Below are 22,368 nucleotides of genomic sequence, written 5' to 3'. Positions count from 1 at the left end.
GTCAGTCCCGGCTTACCACAGGTGGTCGAAGCTGACGGAGACGTTCTCGTTTCCCTGCTGGATGGACGTGAACGCGGAGCCGTCGACCTGGGCCGTGTTGCTCTGGTTCGAGGCGCCGGAGCCGCTCGCGTTCTGCGCCGTGGTGGACGAGTTGCCCTTGTTGTCGCCACCGACCCCACTGCCGATGACGCTCGCCACGCCGGTCGCCGCGGCGGCGTTCGATCCGTCGTTCGCGAGAGCCCCGTTGTCCGCGGCCGCGACGCCGGTGAAGAGAGCGGCGGCGAGCGGGAGCGCGGAGACGGCGGCGAGAACGCGAGCGGTACGGATGCTTGCCATTTTGTTCCTCCAGGACAATACCCATTGGCCGAATGGCCGGGAGCACGGGAAATTCGTGAAGTACGGCTTATGCCTGGGAAGTTGGCCGACCCCCCGGGCGGTTCTGCACGACGTCGCGAATCCAGAGTTGCCCATCGAATCCCCGGCGAACCACCCCACAGGCCCTGATTCGCACTCAAGCGTGATGACATGTCGATAAACCCCTTTCGCCATCTTTGGTGACCTCGTGGCCTGAGAGCACCCAGTACGGACTTCTCGGACTCAAGCGACACAAGCGATGAATCGTTTCGTCGCAGTTCCGGCCAGCCCGCACGCACCGGCGTGTCGACCCCGGCCCCCTCTTCCTTTTCTCGAACGCATGTACGACCATGAGGTATGGCCACCACCGATCGGCAGGCCACGACGCTGGCCCTCGCACATGCCCTGTCAGCCGCCGAACGCGGACTGGCCGTCATCCCCCTGTCCCGGACGAAACTCCCGGCCCTGCGATCCCCCCACCGCGCCCACGCCACCCCCGATTCCACCCCCGCCCCAGCCCGGTGCCACGGCGAATGCGGCAGCTTCGGGCACGGCGTGTACGACGCCTCGACCGACCCGGAACGCATCCGCGAGCTGTTCTCCGCCGCACCCTGGGCGACCGGCTACGGCATCGCCTGCGGGCTGCCCCCGCACCATCTGATCGGCGTCGACCTCGACACCAAGTCCGGCACGGACTCCTCGGCCGCCCTGCGTGAACTCGCCCTGCGCCACCTGTTCACCGTCCCGGAGACCGTCGTGGTGCTGACGCCGAGCGGCGGCCGACACGTCTGGCTGACCGGTCCGCCGGACGTCGTCGTCCCCAACTCGGCCGGTCGGCTCGCCCCCGGTATCGACATACGGGGCGCCGGCGGCTATCTCGTCGGCCCCGGCTCCCGCACCGAGCACGGCGTCTACACGACCGCCCCCGCCACCGCCCACCTCGCCCCCGCGCCCTGTCCGCCCGCCCTGCTGCGCCTGCTCCTCCCGCCACCCCGCGCACCTCATCCGGCGCCCCCGGTGGCCGGCGACCACGGCAAGGGGCTGGTCCAGTTCGTCCTCGCGGCTCACAAGGGCCAGCGCAACACCCGCCTGTTCTGGGCCGCCTGTCGCGCCTACGAGAACGGCATCGGCCCTGCCCTCGTGGCCCCGTTGGTCGAGGCGGCCCGCAACACCGGTCTCTCGGAGGCCGAGGCACGGGCGACGATCGCGTCGGCGGCCCGGATGACGAGGCACCGGCCATGACGGGACCCGGCCATGACGGGACCCGGCCATGAGCCCGGACCGGGGTGTCCCTGAGAGGTGTCAGGGCGATCCCCCACCGATCACCCATATCCTCGACGGGGCGTTGCCGCTCCCCTGAGCCCACCCGCACACTGCATGCATGCCGCGCATCGTCTCCAGAGCCGAAGATCGAACTCCTCGCACGCACCGAACCAATCCCGACAAGCAGGACTGACGCACCAACGGACGACGCCAAGCACCACCCACCATCCACTCACCACTCACCACGCACCACGCACCATGCACCACGCAAAAACGACGCGGAGATCTTGGCCACTTCCCACCGATCAGGAAGCAGGGCCGTTTCCTATAGGTTCGGTCGCACCCGTCGTAGAACGGGCCCGGACCCACGCATGAGGGGGACTCGCATGGCCTTCATCCACCACACCACCATGAAACCCACCAAGCTGGAACTGCTCACGGAGTGGCTGCCGAAGCAGAGTTGGTACGTGGGCGACGCGAAGGCACCGGAGCTGCTCAAGGCAGGTGGGTTCCGCCTGGACGACCCTGAGGGCGCGGTCGGGATCGAGTTCATGGTCGTGGTGGACACCAGCGCACAGGAGCAGGAGCGGGAACCGGTGGCGTACGTGGTACCGATGGGCTACCGCGGCGCGGCGCTCGACGGCGTCCCCGCGGAGGCACTGATCGGCACCTCCGAGCACGGCGTGCTCGGCACCCGCTGGATCTACGACGGTATCCACGACCCGGTGGTGATGGCGCAGTTGCGCGCACTGCTGCACGGCGAGGCGACGGCTCAGCACCAGAGCGAGAGCGACACCCCCGACCCGAACGTCACCGTGCACGGAACCGGCCCTGATGACGGGTTCGAGGTTCACGTCAATCGTGTGCTGGGGCCGGCAGCAGACGGACGGATGCCGTACGGACATCTCATAGCCGGGTGGACCTGGCCGAACGGAACGGCTGGTCAGGGAGTAGTGGCAACGGTGGCGCCCCGGTAGGTGGCCGTCCGCGGAAGCCGAACCGATCGGTACTGGCAGCCGAATCAGGCCGAGGCAGATCGTGCTGCGGCCGTGTCGTCCGAAATGCTTCCCGCCGACGACGCCCGCCGTGGGACGGAAGTCGTCTGGTACGACGACGTCGAAGTCGTTCACTGCGGCGCCGGCCTGGAGAAGATCTCGTGCGCGGTCTGCGGAGCGGATCTCGGTGCGTCGAATTGCTGGGGGAAAACCGTCTCAGAACGCCACCGCGACGGCTTTTCCACACGGACGTCGTTCGTGCGGCCGGCGAGGACCACGTACAACAGCGGTCGGATGCTCCACAGGTGGGGTTAGCCCTACCTCGTAACCGGAGGCCGGCTCCAGGGACCGATCGGGCGCCCGCCGATAGCTTTCCGTTCTGGGTGCTCAGGCCCCGATACGCCCGGAAAGACGGTGCGTCCCACGAGATCCGAAGGCCGTACATGAAAAGCTTCACCTCCTTGTCCCGCTCCATGTCCACGGACCCGCGGCGCCAGATCAGGTTCCTGACCGCCCTGACCGGAGCGCTCCTCGTCGCCTTCTTCCTCGCGCCCAACGCTCTGGCGCGGAGTTCCGTCAACACGGCGAACGTCGGCGATTCCTTCCGCCGTGGATTCGTGGCCTACTGGGCTTCCGGCAGCGAGGATTTCCCGGCGTTGCTGGGCACCACGGTGAGTTACTGGTTCCGGTTTCATCTCGTCAAAGCTGGGGTTTCCGCACTGCTTCTGGCAGTGGCCGTGGGGCTCGGCGTCGTCCTGTGGCGGCGCGGCCGGCAACAGATCGAACGACGGTCCCACCGGCTCCCAGTCACGTGGGCCGGCTCCCTCGTCGGGGTGCTCGGGATCTTCGCCCTCGTCGCCCTGATGGCCAATCTGCAAGGAGCGGCGGCACCGTTCGCCTCGCTGCTTCCCATGCTGACGACAGGCGGTGCCGACGGCGAACTCACCCAGAGCCTCGCCCAGGCCCGGCAGCAACTCGCCGTCTACCCCGACGGTCAGCGCTCCCCCGCCCTGTCCGTGATGATCAGCGACTTCGCCGTGTACCACGCCGCATTTGCGGTGATGGCCGCTTTGCTCGCGCTCGCGATGGCCAGTGCAAGTGCCTTGCTGTGGCGGCAGCTGAAGACCTCGCCCGAAAGGCAGTCGAGGCGCGCGCCGAAATTCGGCTTCACCGCCTCGGCTGTCCTGACGGCCGCTGCGCTCGTGGTCGCCTTCGCGAACACGACCAGCGCGGCGGACTCACCTCGCGCACTCGCCGACTTCTTCGCCGGAGGGTGGTGAGTCACCCGTCGGAACAGGAACCGCCTTTGTCGTCAGCGAAGAAGGTGCCCCGGAACTTCGCTGGCCCTTGGTCGGCGAGACAGCCGCGAACAGCCCGATCGACGTCGCGAGAATCGCGGTGAGAGTCGGCGATCGACCCGACGTCGGGAGAGCCCGTCATGCCCGCTCACGAGTTCCTGTGCCTGAGCGAGGACGCGTGAACGACGTGCCCCGACCGTGCCCGCCGGTACGGGGAGCCGCGGGGAGCACCGGGCGGCCACAGGGAACGCGCACGGCGACGGCCCCCGACCATCTCGCCTGGTCAGGGGCCGTTCTCACTACTCATCGCGCGGAGGCGGTGGGATTTGAACCCACGGTGACATCGCTGCCACGACGGTTTTCAAGACCGTTCCCTTCGGCCGCTCGGGCACGCCTCCCCGCGCCGTGCTGTCGTCGGCGCGGGGACAAGACTAACCGGTCGGCAGGTGCGCCGGGTCAGCTGTCGCCCTCGCGGGAGCCGAGGGTCAGCTGGGCCGTGTGCTCCTGGCCGCCGCGCTTGTAGGTGACGGTGACCTTGTCGCCGGGCTTGTGGGTCCAGATCTCGCCGATCAGGGTCGGGCCGCTGTCGATCACCCTGTCGTCGAGCTTGGTGATGACATCGCCGGGCTTGAGGCCCGCCTTGGCCGCCGGACCGCCCGTCTCGACCGCCGCCGAGCCGGAGACGCCCTGGTCGGTGATCGTCGCGCCGTTGGTGGTGTCCTCCAGGGAGACGGACGCGCCGATCTTCGCGTAGACCGGCTTGCCGGTCGCGATCAGTTGCTGGGCGACGTACTTGGCCTGGTTGATCGGGATGGCGAAGCCGAGACCGATCGAGCCGGACTGGCTGGAGCCGCCCAGTCCGCCGCCACCGGTCGACTGGATCGCGGAGTTGATGCCGATGACCGCGCCGCCGGCGTCCAGCAGCGGGCCGCCGGAGTTGCCCGGGTTGATGGACGCGTCGGTCTGCAGGGCGCTCATGTAGGACGCCGCGCTGCCGGAGCTGCCGTCGCTGGAGGCGACCGGGCGGTTCTTGGCGCTGATGATGCCGGTCGTCACCGTGTTGGACAGTCCGAAGGGGGCGCCGATCGCGATCGTCTCGTCGCCGACGGCCACCTTGTCGGAGTCGCCGAGGGCGAGCGGCTGGAGGTCGGACGGGGCGTTCTTCAGCTTGATGACGGCGACGTCGTAGCCCTGCGCGTGGCCGACGACCTCCGCGTCGTACTTCTTTCCGCTCGGGAACGTCGCGGTCAGCTTGCCGCCGTCCACGGCGTCCGCCACCACGTGGTTGTTGGTGATGATGTGACCCTGTTTGTCGAAGACGAACCCGGTGCCGGTGCCGCCCTGGCCGTTCGTCCCCTCCGAATCGATGGTGACCGTGCTGGGCAGCGCCTTGGACGCGACGGCCGCGATGGTGCCCGGGGAGCGCTTGACCTGCGAGGCGGTGCCGCCGTCGGAGGCCGAGACGGTGGTGGAGCCGCTGTCGTCGTTGTTCTTGGCCAGGGTGTAGCCCAGGCCACCGCCCAGGCCGCCCGCGACCAGCGCGGCCACCAGGACCGCGGCGACCAGCCCGCCGCGACCGTTGCCGCGCGGCTTGGTGGCGGGCTGCTGGTACGAGGCTCCCCAGCCGGAGCCGGCACCCGCGCCGCCGTCCGCATAGCCGGCACCCGCGCCGCCGTCCGCGTAACCGCCGTCCGCGTAGGAAGGGGTGGCCGGGGGCGGGGGCGGCCAGGAGCTGTCCGGGGCGGGGCCGGACGCCGGGGTGGGGTCGGAGGCCGGCGTGGCGTCCGACGGGTCCGTGGCGGACTGCGCGGCGGATTCCGGGGCGCCGGGGGTGCCCGGGGGCACCGGCGGGACCGGGGCCGTCGGGGCGCTCTCCTCAGGCGGGGCTGCCTGTGGGGAAGCAGCGGGAGATGCCACCGGCACGGGGGGTGCGGACGGGGCAGGAGGTACCGTAGTGCCCTCGTTCTCGGTGCTCACAGCTTCTTCTCCTCGGTCCACGGCTGTTGTTCTCGGTCGCACTCGGTCACGCGCGTTCAGGATTGTTCACGGTCCGGCGCGATGCAGCTGTGCATGTGCTTTTGTCTGACGTCAGCTTTTCCCACGGGACGTCAGAGCACCATAAGCGGTCGCTGTGGGTCCGAGGCCAACCTTTATATAGGGCTTTTCTGACAAAACTTCTATTCATGAGCGAAGTCACTGCCACCGTTCGCTTCACGTACGCGCCCGTGCCGCCACGCGTACCTCCACACGATGGCACCATGACGCGGTGACCCACGCACCACAGCACGACGTCCAGGTCGTCGCCCACCGGGGGGCCTCCGAGGACGCCCCCGAGCACACCCTCGCCGCCTACAAGAAGGCGATCGAGGACGGTGCGGACGCCCTTGAGTGCGACGTACGGATGACCGCGGACGGCCACCTCGTCTGCGTCCACGACCGGCGCGTCAACCGTACGTCCAACGGGCGCGGGGCGGTGTCCGCCCTGGAACTGGCCGAACTCGCCGCTCTGGACTTCGGCTCCCGCAAGACCCGCGAGACCTGGCGCGGCCGGGACGAGGAGCCCGACTGGGAGTTCCGTCCGGAGGATCGCGCGGAGACCTCCGTACTCACCCTGGAACGGCTGCTGGAGCTGGTCACGAGCGCCGGACGGCGGGTGGAACTGGCCATCGAGACGAAGCACCCCACGCGTTGGGCCGGACAGGTGGAGGAGCGGCTGCTGGCGCTCCTGAAGCGGTACGGGCTCGACGCCCCGGCCGGCACCGCGCACCCACAGGTACGGATCATGAGCTTCTCGGCGCGCTCGCTGCACCGGGTGCGGGCGGCCTCGCCCGCCTTGCCGACGGTGTACCTGATGCAGTTCGTCTCGCCCCGGCTGCGGGACGGGCGGCTGCCCGCCGGGGTCCGGATCGCGGGCCCGTCGATCCGGATCGTACGCAACCACCCGGCGTACATCGAGCGGCTGAAGCGGGCCGGTCACCAGGTGCACGTGTGGACCGTCAACGAGCCCGAGGACGTCGACCTCTGCGTCGGGCTGGGCGTCGACGCCATCATCACCAACCGTCCCCGCGCCGTACTGCGCCAGCTCGGGCGGTGACGTCGGAGCCGATGACACCGGCTCCGTGGAGGGCACCCCGTGTGACATAAAGAGCCTCGTAAGACCGGTTCACCCCCCTTGACCCCATCCGCATACCTGAAGCATGCTCCCTTCTCGGCCAGAGCATCGAAATCAAGCCACACCCTCTCGACTCCGTCACGAGAAGTGCTCCGGCGCGTTCGCTCCGTGTTCGATCGTTGCGAGTGCGTCTCCGGACGCGGATTGGCCGGTTTCCAGTACAGGCCAATGGGGCATCCACACCGTGGCGTGGGGCGAAGGAGGTCTCGGGGGTGGCGTTGGTGGTGGCACAGGAGGTGCCCACGTCGTCGAGCATGGCCGTACCCCATGGCCCTGCGGGCGTGGGGAAAGCGAGACACCGGATGCGTGATCAGTTGCGCAACGGTGGCGTATCAGAATCGGTCATCGACGATGCCGTACTGATCCTGTCGGAACTTTTGAGCAATGCCTGCAAGCACGGGCGTCCACTCGGTGACGCCCCGGCAGGTGACGGGGACGTCCGCGCCGCGTGGTCCGTGGACCAGGGCGGTCGGCTCATTGTCGAGGTGACGGACGGTGGCGGTCCGACCCGCCCGGCGCCGGCCACCCCGTCGGTCAGCGCGCACGGCGGTCGTGGGCTGAACATCATCACGGCGCTGGCCGACGACTGGGGCGTCCGGGACGACACCCGGGGCGAGGTCACCGTGTGGGTCGTCGTCCACGTGGACGTGCACGATCCGGACGCCGGGCATCGCCGGGACGACTTCGCCGCACCGGCCGTCTCCGCGCTTCCCGACCTCGGGTTCGCGGACGCCTTCGACGACGCGGACTGACGGCTCGGACCGAAACTTCAGCCGATCGTCGGCCCCGGTCGCGGGCAGCGACGCGGTGTCGGCCGAGCGGGGCGAATCGTCGACCGCGCGGGGGAACTCCTCGACCGCGTGAGGGGACTCACCCGGCGACCGGGGCGAATCGTCGACCGGGCGGGGCCGATCGTGGGGCGACTCGTCGCGGGGCACCGCACACGGCACCGCCCGGCGTGCGCCCCGTCGTCCACAGGGACCGCCCGTGTCATCCACAGGAGCCGCGTCATCCACAGGTCCCGGTCGGGCCCCGCGCGAGCGGCTAGGCTCCGCCCGTACGAGATGAGCCGTAACCGGGAGACAGCCACCATGGCCAAAAAGCGACCCCAGACGAAGGCCAAGCACCCGCAGACCACGGGTGGTGTCGGTGCCGTAGGCGCTGACGGGCAGGTTCCGGTTGTCGGCGCCCGCGAGCCCTGCCCCTGCGGCAGCGGCCGCCGCTACAAGGCGTGCCACGGCCGGGCCGCCGCGCATGCCGCGACCGAGCTGGTGCAGCGTCCCTTCGAGGGCCTGCCGAGCGAGGGTGACTGGGTGGCGCTGCGCGAGCTGGTGCCCGCCGCCACCGCGCTACTGACTCTGAAGGACGACCTGCCCGAGGGCGTCCCTTCGGTGACGCTCGCCACGGTGCTCCCCATGGCGTGGCCGGCCCTGCGCCGCGACGACGGCACGGTGCTGCTCGGCCTGCAGAACGACACCTCGTCCGGTGACATCAGCCGCGACCTCGCCGACACCCTCCAGCGGGCCCTCGTCGCCGAGCCGGGCACACCCGTCCAGGGCCGGCGCGCGCCGGCCGACGGCCCGCGGCTCCAGGACCTCCTCGCCCCCGAGGGCGCCTTCGAGCCAGTTGTGCACAGCGGCTTCGAGTTCTGGGTGCCGGACGCGGAGAACGCCACCCCGGACGTGGCCGCCTCCCTGGAGCGGGCCAACGCCGCGGCCGTCCCCACGGTGAAGCTGACCGGCGTGGACTGCGCGTACTGGTGCGAGACCACGGAGAAGAACCACCTGCGCTGGGTCATGCCGTACCCGGAGGAGCAGCTTCTGGACGCCCTCGCCCGGCTGCACGCGGCGGGCCGCTCGGATCTCGGCGACGGCACCCGCCTCGTCGGCTCCTTCCGCGCCCACGGGCTCACCGCGCCGGTGTGGGACCTGCCGAGCTCGGTCTCGGCCGAGGACGTGGAGAAGCCGGCCGCCGAGTTCGCCGAGCGGCTGACCGGGGCTCTGGCCTCCGACGCTCCGCTCACCCCCGACGAGCGACGCGCGCGCGGAGGTCTGACCAACCGACAGGTCACGCTCAACTGAGACACAGATTCCGCACAGGTGTGCGATTGTCCGGCCGGTCAGTCGCGCCCCGGACCGTCGCAGCGGGTGACTCCTGTCACAACTCCCCGATGTAACAGGGAAATCGGTGTCCGAATAGCCGAGACGGAATTTGCGAACCGCCGATCTCTTGTTACCGTTCCAGTAGCCCGGTTGCTGGTGCATCCCCCGTCGCCAGCAACCGGGCCTTTCCATGCCCGGCCACCCTGTGCGGAACGTGACTGTCCGTCAACTTTCGTCGATCGGACCGGAGTTGCTTCCCGAACGCAGCAGCAGCGGCCCCTGGTCCCCGCGGGTGGAGAACTCCGTGACCGCGCTGTAGCCGTCCGGGCCGCCCCGGAGACGCTCGCGCGGCGTGTCACAGGTGCCGGGCGCGTCGTCGGCTCCCACCAGGCACCGCGTCCGCACAGTACGGTCGCCGGGCGCCAGCAGACTGAGCACGGACTCCAGTGCCGCCCCGGTGGCATTGCGGTAGTAGGTGCGCGCCCAGGTCTCCGCGCCCTGTGTCAGGACACAGGTCTGGGCCTCGATGCCGCCGGGTGAGGAGAGTTCCGGCCCGCAGCGGGCGGCCGTGGCGAGACCCAGGCCGAGCCGCAGCGGCGAGGAGCTGCCGGACGGGACGGACGGGACGGGTGACGCCTTCTCGTCATCGCGTGCGTCGCCGTGCACACGGTCGTACGAGAGGTCGTACGGCGCGTCGTGGACGGCCCCGTGCACGGCACGGCGTACGGCCGCTGCGCCCTTCTCGCCGACGGGGCCCGCGGACGCCACGGCCAACGGCAGCGCCAGCGCGCAGGCCGCGACGCCCGCCAGGGCGAGCAGACGTACGTTCATGTGCGGACGATAACGAGCGGGAACGGGGTCCCGGTCCCGCGCGCGCCCGACACCCCTACAACTCCGGCGCGCTCACACCCGTACGAGTGAGCGCGTCGACCGCCGCGTCCACCACGGCCTCCACGTCGGGCACCCAGGGCGCGGCCGAGCCGGGCAGCGGGGCGCGCTCCCAGCGGATGGCGCCCTGGCCGGTCTCGGAGGGCGGCAGGGCGAGGTAGCCGCCCGTGCCGTGGAAGCGCAGGGAGCCGGGGACGAAGTCCTTGGCGTAGAGCAGTTCGCCCAGCTGCTCCATGGAGTACGGCCGCACGAGCAGGGCCCACCGGGTGGGTGAGGCGACCACCGGGCCGAGCCGCATGCCCCGGCGGTCGAGCGCGTCGAGGGCGCGGGCCGCCGCGAGGGCGGGCAGGCTGACCGCGCAGGGCGCATCGCCCCCGGTGGCGAGGACGATGGGCGCACCCGGCCGATTGGTCCACCACCAGCGCACCATGCGCTCGTCGGTGGTGGCCGCGAGGAGGCCGGGGTCGAAGGGGTGCGCACCGGGCACTGTGCACTCGGGGTCGGGACATGCGCAGCGAGCCCGGCCCTGCGGGTCCGGGGCCACGCCCGGGAGCACCGGCCACTGCCATTCCGCAGCGAAGGTGAGGGCCGCGCCGATCAGGTCAGGCCCCCCGCCGTTCCGCCTGGACAGGAGCCTGCGTCGCCTTTTGAGGATCTCGCGCATGAGCGCTCGTTCCTTTCCGTTGCACCGCTGGCAACACTGTGGACCACATCACATCATGTGTCGATCACTTCACTGTGCGTACCTGTTGGCGCATCACACCCCTGCTCCGGGCAAGGGGACCCCCAAGGGGTCGAGCGTTGGCCGTTTCCGCGTCCCTACTGCACTGCGCCTGTCAAAACACGGCCGCGGCGTGGGGGTGGCGAAGTCTGGCGTTTCGCCGTCCCGCGCATTTCCCTCCGCCTCGCCACGGGAGGATGGGGCACGGTCGTCGGTGGTTAAGACGCCCGGGTCGGTCGCCAGGTTCCGGGTGGCCCCCAACCACCCCTGGCCTTCTCCGAGTACGTACCCATCACGACCGTTGTGACGCTCCGTGGAGCAAACCCAGTCGACCGCAATGAACCGATACCCGAGGCAGTTTCAAGCCAACTTCACCGTAGCGCAAGAGGTCCGGCGGAAACCCACAAGAGGCCCACGGACACCAGGAATCCCCGCAGGACAATGCTGGACATCTCATCATGAGTGCGTGTACATGTGGAGACATTGCTAGCTACGCAGAATGACATGGGGGTTTGCGATGCTATTCAGCAATACGCACTGGTCTGAAGGCCGTGTGCCATGAGTGCCTCGCATCCTCCGAAAGTGGCCGGAATCGATTCTTCGATCGCCACATCCGCACACACTGTCGCCCCCGCACCAGCCGCACCGAGTGCGCCCCCCGTGACGAAGACCACTGTCTCGAACGTCCCGGCACCCGGCGCCCTCCTCCAGGACCGGCTGGCCGGCTGGGTCTCCGACCTCACGACCCTCCACGAACTCACCGAACGCCTGGCCCGCACCGACTCGCTCGACCCCGCGCTCCAGGAAGTGCTGAGCGCCGGAGCCGCCCTCGTGGGCGCCCGGCGCGGTCTGTTCGTCCTGGAGCCCGACGACGGTCTCGGTCCCCGCCGGACGGTCGGTCTGGGTCTCGCGCGGTCCGATCTCGGCCACATCGAGACCGTGCCCCGCTGCGCCCTGCCCTACGGCAAGCTCCTCGACACGGCCGCCGGACTGCCCGGCGGCGACGGCGAGATCGTCCACTCCGACCTGTTCGCCGAGGACGGTCTCGACCCCCGCCACCGCGAGGTGGCCGTCCGCCTCGGCTACGCCGCCAGTTACGCCCTGCCGCTGTCCACCGAGGACGCGGGGCGGCTCGGCGCGGCCGTCTGGTTCTACGACGAACCGGCCGAACCGCACGAGCGGCAGCGCCACCTCGCCGGCCTGTACGTGCGCTACGCCACCGAACACCTCGCCCGGCTGCTGGAACTGGAACGCACGCGCGCGTGCATGGCGACCGTCACGGAGGAACTGCTTCCCTCCCGGCTGCCCCGGGTGGCCGGCGTGCAGCTCGCCGCCCGGCACCGCAGCGGCCCGCGCGGCGGCGGCGACTGGTACGACGCGCTGCCGCTGCCGGACGCCGCGCTCGGCCTCGCGGTCGGCTCGGTCACCGGCTGCGGGCCGAGCGCGGTCGCCGCGATGGGCCGACTGCGCGCGTCGCTGCGGGCGTACGCCGTGATGGAGGGCGAGGACCCGGTCGCCGTCCTGTCCGACCTCGAACTGCTGCTGCGGCTGACCGAGCCCGCCCGCTCCGCCACCGCGCTGTTCGCCTACTGCGAACCCGCGCTGCGCAAGGTCACGCTGGCCGGCGCCGGACACAACCCGCCGCTGCTGATCGGTGAGCGGCGCACCGAGTTCGCGGAGACCTCCGTGTCCGCGCCGCTCGGGATGCTCGCCTGCTGGGAGGCGCCGAGCGTGGAGATCGAGGCGGCGGCTGGAGAGACGGTTCTGCTCTACACCGACGGGCTGCTGCGCCGTACCGGCGACCCCATGGACCGCGCTTTCGCCCGGCTGCACGCGGCGGGCGCCAGCGCCCCTCGCCCGCTGCGCCGCGACCCCGACGCCCTCGCCGACCACGTGCTGCGGGCCATGCTGCCGGGCGGGCCGGACGCGGCGGACAGCGAGGAGGACGTCGTCCTGCTGGCGGCACGCTTCGAATGACTTCTGCCCGCCCCGCGGGGTGCGTCCCGGGCGGCTGATGTCCGCGCCGAGGGGCGGTTCGCTTCGGGGGACCGCCGTCCACGCCGGTGGACAGTTCGCTTTCGGCGACCCCTGACCGCGCCGACGGGCGGTTCGCTTCGGGCGACCGCCGTCCGCGCCGAAGGTGCGCACCGGTTGACCGCTGTCCCGTCGGCGGCGCGGGCGGGACCGGGCCGGACCCGAGTCGCGTGACCGGTCCGGACCGGAGCGCGCGGACCGGACGGGACGCAAGCGGGTGGCGTGCTCGGCGCCGCGCGCAAGCGGGTCGCATGACCGGGCATAACAGGTCTTCCCGCCCCGGGACCGACCCGGTGCGACCGTACGATGATGGGGATCCCCCCTGCTCGTGCGGAGCCCAGAGCGCCGAGCGTCCGGGGAGGATCCGTGCCGTATCGAGGAGGATGACCGTGGCCGACGAACTCAACCCGGAGACCCCGGAGACTGAGTCGGAGGAGCCGATCAAGCAGCGCAAGAACGGCCTGTACCCGGGCGTTTCCGACGAACTGGCCGAAAACATGAAGTCCGGCTGGGCCGACACGGAACTGCGCGACCTGAAGCCGGTGGAGCAGGCCGAGCACGCCGCTCGCCGCCGGGCCGCGCTGTCCGCCCGTTTCCCGGGTGAACGCCTGGTCGTCCCGGCGGGCAACCTGAAGGTGCGCTCGAACGACACGGACTACCCCTTCCGGGCCTCCGTGGAGTACGCGTACCTCACCGGGAACCAGACCGAGGACGGCGTACTCGTCCTGGAGCCGACCGCCGACGGCCACCAGGAGACGATCTACCTGCTGCCCCGCTCCGACCGGGAGAACGGCGAGTTCTGGCTCTCCGGCCAGGGCGAGCTGTGGGTCGGCCGCCGCCACTCGCTCACCGAGTCCGCGGCGCTGTACGGCATCCCGGCCGCGGACGTCCGCGAGCTGGCCGACACGCTGCGCGAGGCCACCGGCCCGGTCCGCGTCGTGCGCGGGTACGACGCGGAGATCGAGGCCGCGCTCACCGACAAGGTCACCGCCGAGCGCGACGACGAGTTGCGGGTCTTCCTCTCCGAGGCGCGGCTGGTCAAGGACGGGTGGGAGATCGGCGAACTCCAGAAGGCGGTCGACTCGACCGTGCGCGGCTTCGAGGACGTCGTGAAGGTCCTCGACCGGGCCGAGGCCACCAGTGAGCGCTACATCGAGGGCACCTTCTTCCTCCGCGCGCGGGTGGAGGGCAACGACGTCGGCTACGGCTCCATCTGCGCCGCCGGACCGCACGCCTGCACGCTGCACTGGGTCCGCAACGACGGCCCGGTCCGCTCCGGCGACCTGCTCCTGCTGGACGCCGGTGTCGAGACCCACACGCTGTACACCGCGGACGTCACCCGCACGCTGCCGGTGAGCGGCACCTACAGCGAGATCCAGAAGAAGATCTACGACGCCGTGTACGAGGCCCAGGAGGCCGGTATCGCGGCGGTGCGGCCCGGCGCCAAGTACCGCGACTTCCACGACGCCGCCCAGCGGGTGCTCACGGAGCGGCTCGTCGAGTGGGGTCTGGTCGAGGGACCGGTCGAGCGGGTCCTGGAGCTGGGTCTGCAACGCCGCTGGACCCTGCACGGCACCGGTCACATGCTCGGCCTGGACGTCCACGACTGCGCGGCCGCGCGGACCGAGACGTACGTGGACGGCGTGCTGGAGCCCGGTGTGGTGCTGACGGTCGAGCCGGGCCTGTACTTCCAGAGCGACGACCTGACCGTGCCGGAGGAGTACCGCGGCATCGGCGTCCGCATCGAGGACGACATCCTGGTCACGGAGGACGGCAACCGGAACCTCAGCGCCGGGCTGCCCCGCCGGTCGGACGAGGTCGAGGCGTGGATGGCCGCACTGAAGGGCTGATGTCGTGATGAATGGCCGAGTATCGCCAGGTACTCGGCCATTTCATCTGTTTTCACCGCTTCACCCGCTTGGCACGCCTTGTCCGTCGATGGCTCGGGCCGGATCCGCCCGACCGCCCGCACCATTCGCGGCGCACGGACACCGGCACCGGCACCGGCACCGGCGTGGGCGTCGGCAGTGGCAGTGGCAGTGGCAGTGCCGTGGCATGCGGGTTGTGCTGACAGCGACCGAGGGGGACACCGAGGGATCGTGGACGATTTCTGGACCGGCGTCGGTGTCGATCCGCGCCTCGAACCAGACATGCCGGACCTGGGGGACGGGCGCCGGGACGGGCTGCAACGGATCCTGAGGGACGCCGTGCGGGACGGCCGGCTGACGCCGGGCACGCGGTTGCCCGCGACCCGGCAGCTCGCGGCGGAGCTGGGCATCTCACGGGGCACCGCGAAGGCGGCCTACGACCAGCTCGTCGCCGAGGGCTATCTGACCGCGCGGCAGGGCTCGGGCACCCGGGTGGCGGCGCTGCCGTCCGGGGACGCGGACGCGCCGGAGGCGGCCGCACACGCGCGTGCGCCGCGTTTCGACCTGCGGCCCGGCCGCCCCGACGTCGGGGCCTTTCCGGCGGCCGCCTGGCTGCGCGCGCTGCGCCGCGCCCTCGCCGCGGCACCCTCCGTGGCGTACGGCTACGGCGATCCGCGCGGCCGGATCGAGCTGCGCACCGCGCTCTCCGGCTATCTGGGACGGACCCGGGGGGTGCTCGCGCCGCCGGAGCGGATCGTGGTCACCTCCGGGTTCGTCCAGGGCCTCGCGCTGCTCACGCGCGTGCTGGGCGGGGGCACGGTGGCCATGGAGGACCCCGGGCTGCCCTTCCACCGGGAGGTGGTGCGGCGCAACGGCGCTCGCGTGGTGGCCGTACCGGTCGACGAACGCGGGGCCCGCGCCGAGGCATTGGGGGACGCGGCGGCCGTGGTCGTCACGCCCGCCCACCAGTTCCCCACCGGGGTGACGCTGCACCCGGAGCGGCGCCGGGCGCTCGGCGACTGGGCACGCGCGCGTGGCGGGCTGATCGTCGAGGACGACTACGACGGGGAGTTCCGCTACGACCGCCGGCCGGTCGGCGCCCTCCAGGGCATGGCCCCGCACCAGGTCGTCTACCTGGGCACCGCCTCCAAGACGCTGGGCCCGGGGCTGCGGCTGGGCTGGATGGTGCTGCCGCCGCACCTGGTGGACGCCGTCGCCGACGCCAAGCTGCACAGCGACCACCACACGGAGTCCCTGGGCCAGTTGGCGCTGGCCGATCTGATCGACAGCCAGGGCTACGACCGGCACGTGCGCGCGTGCCGGCTCCGGTACCGGCGCCGTCGGGACCGGCTCCTGGACCGGTTGGGTGCCGACCGGGTGAGCGGGATCGCGGCCGGTCTGCACGCCCTGGTGGAGGTCGGTGACGAGGCGGAGGCACGGGCCCGGGCCGAGGCGGCGGGACTGGCCCTGGGCTGCCTGGACGACCACTGGCACACGCCCGGCGGCACGGGGCGGCCACAGGGGCTCGTCGTCGGGTACGGGACGCCACAGGAACGGGTTTATCCACAGGCCCTGGAGGCGCTGGCCGAAGTACTGGACGGCCGCTGAGCGGAAAAGGGTCACGCCGATGCGGCGGTCCCAGCGGCAGCGGTCCCAGCGGCAGCGGCGGCAGTCCCAGAGGTGGCAGTCCCAAAGGCAGTGGTCGTAGAGGCGACGGTCGTAGAGGCGACGGTCGTAGAGGAAGTGGTCACCGAAGCGACGGCCGCAGCCGCAGAAGTCGCAGACGCGGAGGTCGCGCAGACGCGGAGGTCGCGCGGGCAGAGGTCGCACAGGCGGTGTTCACACCGCGGCGTCTTTCGTCGTGGAGGCTAGACCGCAACGAGCGGAGCGTCCTTCGTCCACTTGAGCATCTTGTCGAAGCTCACCACCGTGCCGCCCCGGCCGGGCTTGTTGCCGATGTGGACGTGATCGGCGAGTTCCCTGATCAGACACAGCCCGCGGCCGTGCTCCGCATCCACCCGCGCGGGTCGTATGGCCGGGGGATGCGTGAAGCCCGGCCCGGAGTCGGTCACTTCGATCCGGCATCTCTCGCCGTCCAGATAGGCGGTCACCCGGTACACCCCCGAGGTGCCGCGCGCGCCGCCGCCCCCGTGTTCCACGGCGTTCGCGCATGCCTCGGTCAGAGCGACGGACAGATCGTAGGAGATGTCCGGATCCACGCCCGCCGTCTCCATCGCGCCGAGCAGCAGCCGTCTCGCCAGGGGAACGCTCGCGGCCTCGCGGCGCAGATGGAGTGACCACCAGATGCTCATGCTCCAGCCTCCTGGCCGCGGCTCGACATACCGTTACCTATTGCCGCGCGCGCCCCGGTGTAAGCACACCGTTGACGTGACGCCGCCCATACGGGGGATGTACTCAGACAGGAATCGGTGTATGGAGAGAGTTTCGTACCTGCCGTAGGACACGCGTGGGTCCAGTGGGATGATGAGCGCGCCATGTCTGCCCCCCAGCCGCGCACGGCGCGCTCCGGACATCAAGTCCGGATCCTGCGGGCCGCGGTGTTCGCCGCGGTCTGCGTCGTGCTGGCCGCGGCCGGGCATTCCCTGGCCTCCTGCGCCTCCGTCCCGCTGTGGACGCTGGCCGTCGGCTTCCTGGGCTCCCTGGTGCTCGTGGCACCGCTCGCCGGGCGCGAGCGCTCGCTGCCGGGTATCGCCGCGCTGCTCGCCCTCGGCCAGATCGCGCTGCACGCGCTGTTCGGACTGGGGCAACACGGTATGACCGGCATGTCGTCCGGCGCGGTGCCGACGGGTTCGACGGGCGCCATGGGTTCGATGGGGTCGATGGGCTCCATGGACTCGATGAGCGGGACGACCGACGCCACCCTGGTCGAACAGGCCGCGCGGCTCGTCTGCGGTGCCGGCGCCGCGGCGATCTCCCCCGCGCACGCCTACCGGATCCTGGCCGGCGCCCACCTGATCACCGGCTCCTCCGGTCCGGCCGCCGGCTCCGCCGGCCTGAACGCGGCGCACCACGCGACCGCCGCCACCACCGGTTCCGCCACCGCCGCCGCCTCCTCCTTCTCCTTCTGTTCCTTCGGCGCGCTGCTGCCGTCGCTGCCGATGCTGCTCGGCCACCTCCTCGCGGCGGTCGTCGCCGGCTGGCTGCTGCGCCACGGCGACCTGGCACTGCTGCGCCTGATGGAGCTGTCGACGCACGGGGTCGCCGAGGCGGCGCTCGTACGGTCCCTGCGCGGGGCGCTCGCGCTGGCCCGCGCGCTCCGCGGCGGCCTCGCGGCCGAGCGGAATCCCGGCCCGCGGCTGCGGCGCAGCACCCCGCACGACGCGCCCGCCCCGCACACCACCGCGCTCCAGCACACAGTGGTCCGGCGCGGTCCCCCGGCCGCGCTCGCACTCGTCCTCGCCGCCTGACGCGACGCGACCCCGCTCCACCGAGGTCCGGCCAACCGGGATCCAGCCACTGAGATCCGGCCACCGGGATCCGGGAGGAGAAGGCCGCCGCGTCCCGCGGCACGCGCGCGTGCGTACGCGCGCCCTTCTTCCTGACCGGAGAACCACCGGAACCCACTCGAAGTGGAGTGCTTTCTGCCATGAAGGCTTCTCGTATCGCCGCCGTCACCGCCGTCGCGGGCTCGGCCGTCCTCGCCCTGTCCGCACCCGCCTTCGCGCACGTCACCGTGCAGCCGGAGGGCACGGCGGCCAAGGGCGGCTACGCGGTCGTCGACTTCAAGGTCCCCAACGAGCGCGACGACGCCTCGACCACCAAGGTGGAGGTCAACCTCCCCGCCGACCACCCGCTGGCCTCGGTGATGCCGGAGGCGGTCGACGGCTGGACGGTGCAGGTCACCAAGTCCACGCTGGCCAAGCCCGTCGAGGTACACGGAGAGAAGATCAACCAGGCCGTCACCAAGGTCACCTGGACCGCCGACGGCAAGGGCATCCAGCCCGGCTACTTCCAGAAGTTCCCGCTGTCCATCGGCGCCCTGCCCGAGGACACCGACGAACTCGTCTTCAAGGCCGTCCAGACGTACGACAACAAGGACGTCGTGCGCTGGATCGAGGTGCCGGAGAAGGGGCAGGCCGAACCGGAGAACCCGGCCCCGGTCCTCGCCCTGACCGCCGCGTCCGACGACGGGCACGGCGACGCCGCCGCAGGCAGTTCCTCGGGCCAGACGGACACGGCGGCCACCGGCAAGGACGCGGCCGCCACCACCAAGGCGTCGGACTCCTCCGGCGGCAGCGACACCACCGCGCGGGTGCTCGGCATCGTCGGCATCGTCGTCGGCGCGGCGGGCATCGCGTACGCCCTGATCGCCGGGCGGCGGCGGACCGCCGCCTGACCTCGCTCACCAGCGGTGTGCACCGGGGCCGGGCGGCTCCCGCACCGACCCCGGTGCGCACCGGATCATCCACATCTGGGACATTTTTCTATGCGCAAGACAACGTTCGCCGCGGCCGCGCTGCTCGCCGCCGCCACTTTGACCCTCTCCGCCTGCGGCAGCGGGGACGACAGCAAGTCGCCCGTGGCCGTGGTCTCGGAGGAGTCCGGCTCGACCAAGGTCCCCACCGTCCTCGATCAGCCGTTCGAGAAGCCGGGCCTGGTCCTCACCGACACCCAGGGCAAGAAGTACGACCTGCGTACGGAGACCAAGGGCCACCCCACGCTCGTCTACTTCGGCTACACGCACTGCCCCGACGTCTGTCCGCTGACCATGAACAACCTCGCGGTCGCCAAGAAGGCGCTGCCGAAGGCGGAACAGGACGAGCTGCGGGTGGTGTTCGTCACCACCGACCCCGGCCGTGACACACCCGCCGAGCTGGGCAAGTGGCTCAACGGCATCGACCCGCAGTTCATCGGTCTGACCGGTGACTTCGCCACCATCCAGGCCGCCGCCCGCTCCCTCGGCATCTCCATCGAACCGACGACGAAGGACAAGAACGGCAAGCTCGTCTCCGTGCACGGCACCCAGGTCGTCGCCTTCTCACCGAAGACCGACGCCGGCTACCTCCTCTACGGCGAGGACGCCACCGTCGACGACTACACCAAGGACCTCCCCAAGATCGTCAAGGGAGAGAATCCGTGAGGCGCCTGGCCCTGCCCGCCGCCGCACTGGCGGGCACGCTGGCCCTCGCGGGCTGCGGCGGCTCCGACGCCTCAAAGCCGGATCTTTCGGTCAGTTCCGTCTATATGCCCCAGCCGGTGTCGGCGGCCGACATGGCGGCCGGGTTCCTGAAGATCGTGAACAAGGGCGGTACGAAGGACGAGTTGACCTCGGTCACCAGTGACCAGGCGGGCCGGATAACCCTGCACTCCACCAGCGGCGGAACCATGCAGGAAGTCGCCTCCTTCGCCATACCCGCGCACGGCCGGCTCGTCTTCGCGAGCGGCGGCAACCACCTGATGTTCGAGAACCTGAAGAACCAGCCGAAGCAGGGCGACACGATCACGCTCCGGCTGAAGTTCGCCGACTCCGGTCCCCTCACCGTTGAGATGCCCGTGAAGTCGGCCACGTACAACCCGTCGACCGATCACTGAGGAGGGAACCACCTTGACGCGGACCACCACCTCCCGCCTGCGGATCCTGGTACTGCTGCTCCTGGCCGTCAGCGGCGCGCTGCTGGCCGGCGCCGGCCCGGCCTCCGCGCACGCAGCGCTGCTCGGCAGCGACCCCGCTCAGGGGGTGGTGGTCGACAAGGCTCCGGACAAGGTGTCGCTCACCTTCTCCGAGCAGGTCGCGATGAACAACGGCTCGGTGCGGGTGCTGGACCCCAAGGGCAAGCGGGTCGACAGCGGCGAGCCGGCCCACGTCAGCGGCGCGACGTACGCGGTGCGGCTCGTGAGCGGCCTGGGGGAGGGCACGTACACCGTGGCCTACCAGGTCGTCTCCGCCGACAGCCATCCCGTCGCCGGTGCCTACACCTTCTCCGTCGGCGCCCCCTCCAAGACCACGGTCTCGGTCTCCGGTGAGACGGTGGGCGGCGGAGTCGTCGGCTGGCTCTACGAGTTCGGCCGCTATGTGTCGTACGCCGGCTACGTCGTGCTGGTGGGCGGGGCCGTCTTCGTCCTCGCGTGCTGGCAGCGCGGGTCCGGGGTGCGGGCCGTACAACGCCTCGTCGTCGGCGGCTGGCTCGCCCTGACCGCCGCCACGCTCTGGCTGCTGCTCCTGCGCGGCTCCTACACCGGTTCCGGGACCTTCGGCGAGATCTTCGACCTGGACCTGCTCGGTCAGGTGCTACAGACCAAGTCGGGGGCCGCGCTGGTCTCCCGGTTGCTGCTGCTCGCCGCCGCCGCACTGTTCATCGCCGTGCTCTTCGGCGCCTACGACAAGCGGAAGGACGAGGAGAAGCGCGACCTGACCTTCGGGCTCGCGGTCGGCGGGACCGTGGTCGCCGCCGGGCTCGCGGCGAGCTGGGCCATGGCCGAGCACGCCTCGACCGGTCTCCAGCCGGGGGTCGCCATGCCGGTCGACGTGCTGCACCTACTGGCCGTCGCCACCTGGCTGGGCGGTCTCGTCGCCCTCCTCGTCGCGCTGTACCGGGCGCCCGCCGGGACACCGGTCGGCGCCACCGCCGTACGCCGCTTCTCGGCCATCGCCTTCGGATCCGTACTCACCCTGGTCGCCACCGGCATCTACCAGTCCTGGCGGCAGCTCGGCTCCTGGTCGGCGTTCACCGACACCCGCTACGGACAACTGCTGCTCGTCAAGATCTGCCTGGTGGCGCTGATGGTCGGCATCGCGTCGGCCTCCCGGCGGTGGACGGCCCGGCTCGCGAACGCGTCCACCGCGCGGACCGGGACGACGGGATCCGGGACGACGGGATCCGGGACGACGGGATCCGGGACGGCGGGATCCGGGACGGCGACGGCCGACGTGGAACTGTCCGAGGAGGGGACGGCCGAGAAGACCCCGGCCGAGCTGCGGACACCGGAAGGGGCGTCGGCCCAGGTACCGGCGGCGGAAGGGGCGTCGGCCGAGAAGGAGCAGGTCGCCGTGTCGGCCACGGCCCGTGGGGCCGCGCCGTCCGAGCGGGCCGCCTCCGGCGAGACCGCACCCACCGGCACCGACACCGCGCGCGCCGCCCAACTGGCCCGGCAGCAGGCCGCCGTGCACACCGCCCGGCAGAAGCGGCTGCGGGACGCCGACCCGAACCGTTTCGGGCTGCGCCGCTCGGTGCTCGCGGAGGCAGGCGTCGCCGTCGTCCTGCTCGCCGTCACCACCGTGCTGACCCAGACCGAGCCCGGACGCACCGAGCTGGAGGCGCAGGCCGCCCAGACGTCGTCCCCGTCCTCCTCGGCGTCGGCGTCGTCCGGCGTGGTGGCCCTGGACATGCCGTTCGACACCGGCGGCCAGGACGGCAAGGGCGTGGTACGGATCGACCTCGACCCCGCGCGCGTGGGCGGCAACGAACTGCACGTCTATGTGCAGCGGCCCAACGGCCGGGCCTTCGACATCCCCGAGGTGAAGATCGCCTTCACTCTCGAAGCGAAGAACATCGGCCCGCTCCCCGTGACGCCCGACCACATCACCACCGGGCACTGGTCCGCGAGCGGAGTGCAGATCCCCATGGCCGGCGACTGGAAGGTCGCCGTGACCGTGCGCACCTCCGACATCGACCAGACGACCGTCTCCAAGAACGCGCAGATCGGCTGAACCG

At 71.1% G+C, this 22,368-nt stretch carries 19 protein-coding genes and 1 tRNA gene; 14 read left to right on the top strand and 6 right to left on the bottom strand.

The window, feature by feature from the left end; genetic code table 11:
* Positions 1-12 precede the first annotated feature (12 nt).
* Entirely contained in the window at positions 13-336 is a 324-nt protein-coding gene (locus ACFC09_RS22335; RefSeq protein ID WP_376531032.1) for a hypothetical protein, read from the bottom strand.
* 375 nt (positions 337-711) lie between these two features.
* Here ACFC09_RS22335 and ACFC09_RS22330 point away from each other — a divergent pair, with 375 nt between their 5' ends.
* From ACFC09_RS22330 to ACFC09_RS22320, 3 genes are all read left to right on the top strand, one after another.
* Positions 712-1,596, top strand: a complete 885-nt coding sequence (locus tag ACFC09_RS22330; RefSeq protein ID WP_376531029.1) for a bifunctional DNA primase/polymerase — start codon at positions 712-714, stop codon at positions 1,594-1,596.
* Between the two features lie 407 nt (positions 1,597-2,003).
* Positions 2,004-2,594, top strand: coding sequence for a 1,4-alpha-glucan branching protein (locus tag ACFC09_RS22325; RefSeq protein ID WP_376531027.1), 591 nt, complete (start codon positions 2,004-2,006; stop codon positions 2,592-2,594).
* 461 nt (positions 2,595-3,055) lie between these two features.
* Complete coding sequence (locus ACFC09_RS22320; RefSeq protein ID WP_376531024.1) at positions 3,056-3,892, top strand: tat (twin-arginine translocation) pathway signal sequence; 837 nt, start codon at positions 3,056-3,058, stop codon at positions 3,890-3,892.
* Positions 3,893-4,221: 329 nt separating this feature from the next.
* Here ACFC09_RS22320 and ACFC09_RS22315 read toward each other — a convergent pair.
* Positions 4,222-4,308, bottom strand: a tRNA-Ser gene (locus ACFC09_RS22315).
* Between the two features lie 58 nt (positions 4,309-4,366).
* Positions 4,367-5,887: a S1C family serine protease gene (locus ACFC09_RS22310; RefSeq protein ID WP_376531021.1), complete on the bottom strand. Its 1,521-nt coding sequence runs from the start codon at positions 5,885-5,887 to the stop codon at positions 4,367-4,369.
* Positions 5,888-6,176: 289 nt separating this feature from the next.
* On the opposite strand from ACFC09_RS22310, the gene ACFC09_RS22305 reads away from it, so the two are divergent.
* From ACFC09_RS22305 to ACFC09_RS22295, 3 genes are all read left to right on the top strand, one after another.
* The gene (locus ACFC09_RS22305; protein WP_376531018.1) at positions 6,177-7,004 is read left to right on the top strand and encodes a glycerophosphodiester phosphodiesterase; all 828 of its coding nucleotides are present in this window, start codon (positions 6,177-6,179) and stop codon (positions 7,002-7,004) included.
* Between the two features lie 203 nt (positions 7,005-7,207).
* On the top strand, positions 7,208-7,834 hold the full coding sequence (locus tag ACFC09_RS22300; RefSeq protein ID WP_376531016.1) for an ATP-binding protein: 627 nt from the start codon (positions 7,208-7,210) through the stop codon (positions 7,832-7,834).
* 339 nt (positions 7,835-8,173) lie between these two features.
* Positions 8,174-9,163: a DUF5926 family protein gene (locus tag ACFC09_RS22295; protein WP_376531015.1), complete on the top strand. Its 990-nt coding sequence runs from the start codon at positions 8,174-8,176 to the stop codon at positions 9,161-9,163.
* Positions 9,164-9,409: 246 nt separating this feature from the next.
* Here the strand turns inward: ACFC09_RS22295 and ACFC09_RS22290 are convergent, their stop codons facing one another.
* Both ACFC09_RS22290 and ACFC09_RS22285 read right to left on the bottom strand, forming a co-directional pair.
* On the bottom strand, positions 9,410-10,015 hold the full coding sequence (locus tag ACFC09_RS22290) for a hypothetical protein (protein WP_376531012.1): 606 nt from the start codon (positions 10,013-10,015) through the stop codon (positions 9,410-9,412).
* Positions 10,016-10,070: 55 nt separating this feature from the next.
* The gene (locus ACFC09_RS22285) at positions 10,071-10,736 is read right to left on the bottom strand and encodes a bifunctional DNA primase/polymerase (protein WP_376531009.1); all 666 of its coding nucleotides are present in this window, start codon (positions 10,734-10,736) and stop codon (positions 10,071-10,073) included.
* Positions 10,737-11,351: 615 nt separating this feature from the next.
* Here ACFC09_RS22285 and ACFC09_RS22280 point away from each other — a divergent pair.
* The 3 genes from ACFC09_RS22280 (at position 11,352) to ACFC09_RS22270 (ending at position 16,303) form a co-directional block, all read left to right on the top strand.
* Entirely contained in the window at positions 11,352-12,770 is a 1,419-nt protein-coding gene (locus ACFC09_RS22280; protein ID WP_376531006.1) for a PP2C family protein-serine/threonine phosphatase, read from the top strand.
* 440 nt (positions 12,771-13,210) lie between these two features.
* Positions 13,211-14,677, top strand: a complete 1,467-nt coding sequence (locus tag ACFC09_RS22275) for an aminopeptidase P family protein (RefSeq protein WP_376531003.1) — start codon at positions 13,211-13,213, stop codon at positions 14,675-14,677.
* 249 nt (positions 14,678-14,926) lie between these two features.
* A complete protein-coding gene (locus ACFC09_RS22270) occupies positions 14,927-16,303 on the top strand; it encodes a PLP-dependent aminotransferase family protein (RefSeq protein WP_376531000.1) in 1,377 nt (458 codons plus the stop codon).
* A 260-nt stretch (positions 16,304-16,563) separates the two neighbouring features.
* Here the strand turns inward: ACFC09_RS22270 and ACFC09_RS22265 are convergent, their stop codons facing one another.
* Positions 16,564-17,007, bottom strand: coding sequence for an ATP-binding protein (locus ACFC09_RS22265; RefSeq protein ID WP_376530997.1), 444 nt, complete (start codon positions 17,005-17,007; stop codon positions 16,564-16,566).
* Between the two features lie 183 nt (positions 17,008-17,190).
* On the opposite strand from ACFC09_RS22265, the gene ACFC09_RS22260 reads away from it, so the two are divergent.
* From ACFC09_RS22260 to ACFC09_RS22240, 5 genes are all read left to right on the top strand, one after another.
* Positions 17,191-18,123 (top strand): hypothetical protein, encoded by a 933-nt coding sequence (locus ACFC09_RS22260; RefSeq protein ID WP_376530994.1) that lies wholly within the window; start codon positions 17,191-17,193, stop codon positions 18,121-18,123.
* Between the two features lie 179 nt (positions 18,124-18,302).
* A complete protein-coding gene (locus ACFC09_RS22255) occupies positions 18,303-19,052 on the top strand; it encodes a YcnI family protein (protein WP_376530992.1) in 750 nt (249 codons plus the stop codon).
* A 90-nt stretch (positions 19,053-19,142) separates the two neighbouring features.
* Positions 19,143-19,796 carry an SCO family protein gene (locus tag ACFC09_RS22250; protein WP_376530989.1) on the top strand — a complete coding sequence of 218 codons (654 nt, stop codon included), beginning with the start codon at positions 19,143-19,145 and terminating at the stop codon, positions 19,794-19,796.
* On the top strand, positions 19,793-20,248 hold the full coding sequence (locus tag ACFC09_RS22245) for a copper chaperone PCu(A)C (RefSeq protein ID WP_376530986.1): 456 nt from the start codon (positions 19,793-19,795) through the stop codon (positions 20,246-20,248). The genes ACFC09_RS22250 and ACFC09_RS22245 overlap by 4 nt, the downstream gene beginning before the upstream one ends.
* 13 nt (positions 20,249-20,261) lie before the next feature.
* Positions 20,262-22,364 carry a copper resistance CopC/CopD family protein gene (locus ACFC09_RS22240; protein WP_376530984.1) on the top strand — a complete coding sequence of 701 codons (2,103 nt, stop codon included), beginning with the start codon at positions 20,262-20,264 and terminating at the stop codon, positions 22,362-22,364.
* The last annotated feature ends 4 nt before the right edge of the window (positions 22,365-22,368 follow it).

It is taken from the genome of Streptomyces sp. NPDC056161 (assembly GCF_042268025.1).
In the GTDB taxonomy this organism is placed as follows: domain Bacteria; phylum Actinomycetota; class Actinomycetes; order Streptomycetales; family Streptomycetaceae; genus Streptomyces.
Note: the sequence above shows the minus strand (reverse complement) of the source record. Positions and strands in the feature narration are given on the sequence as shown.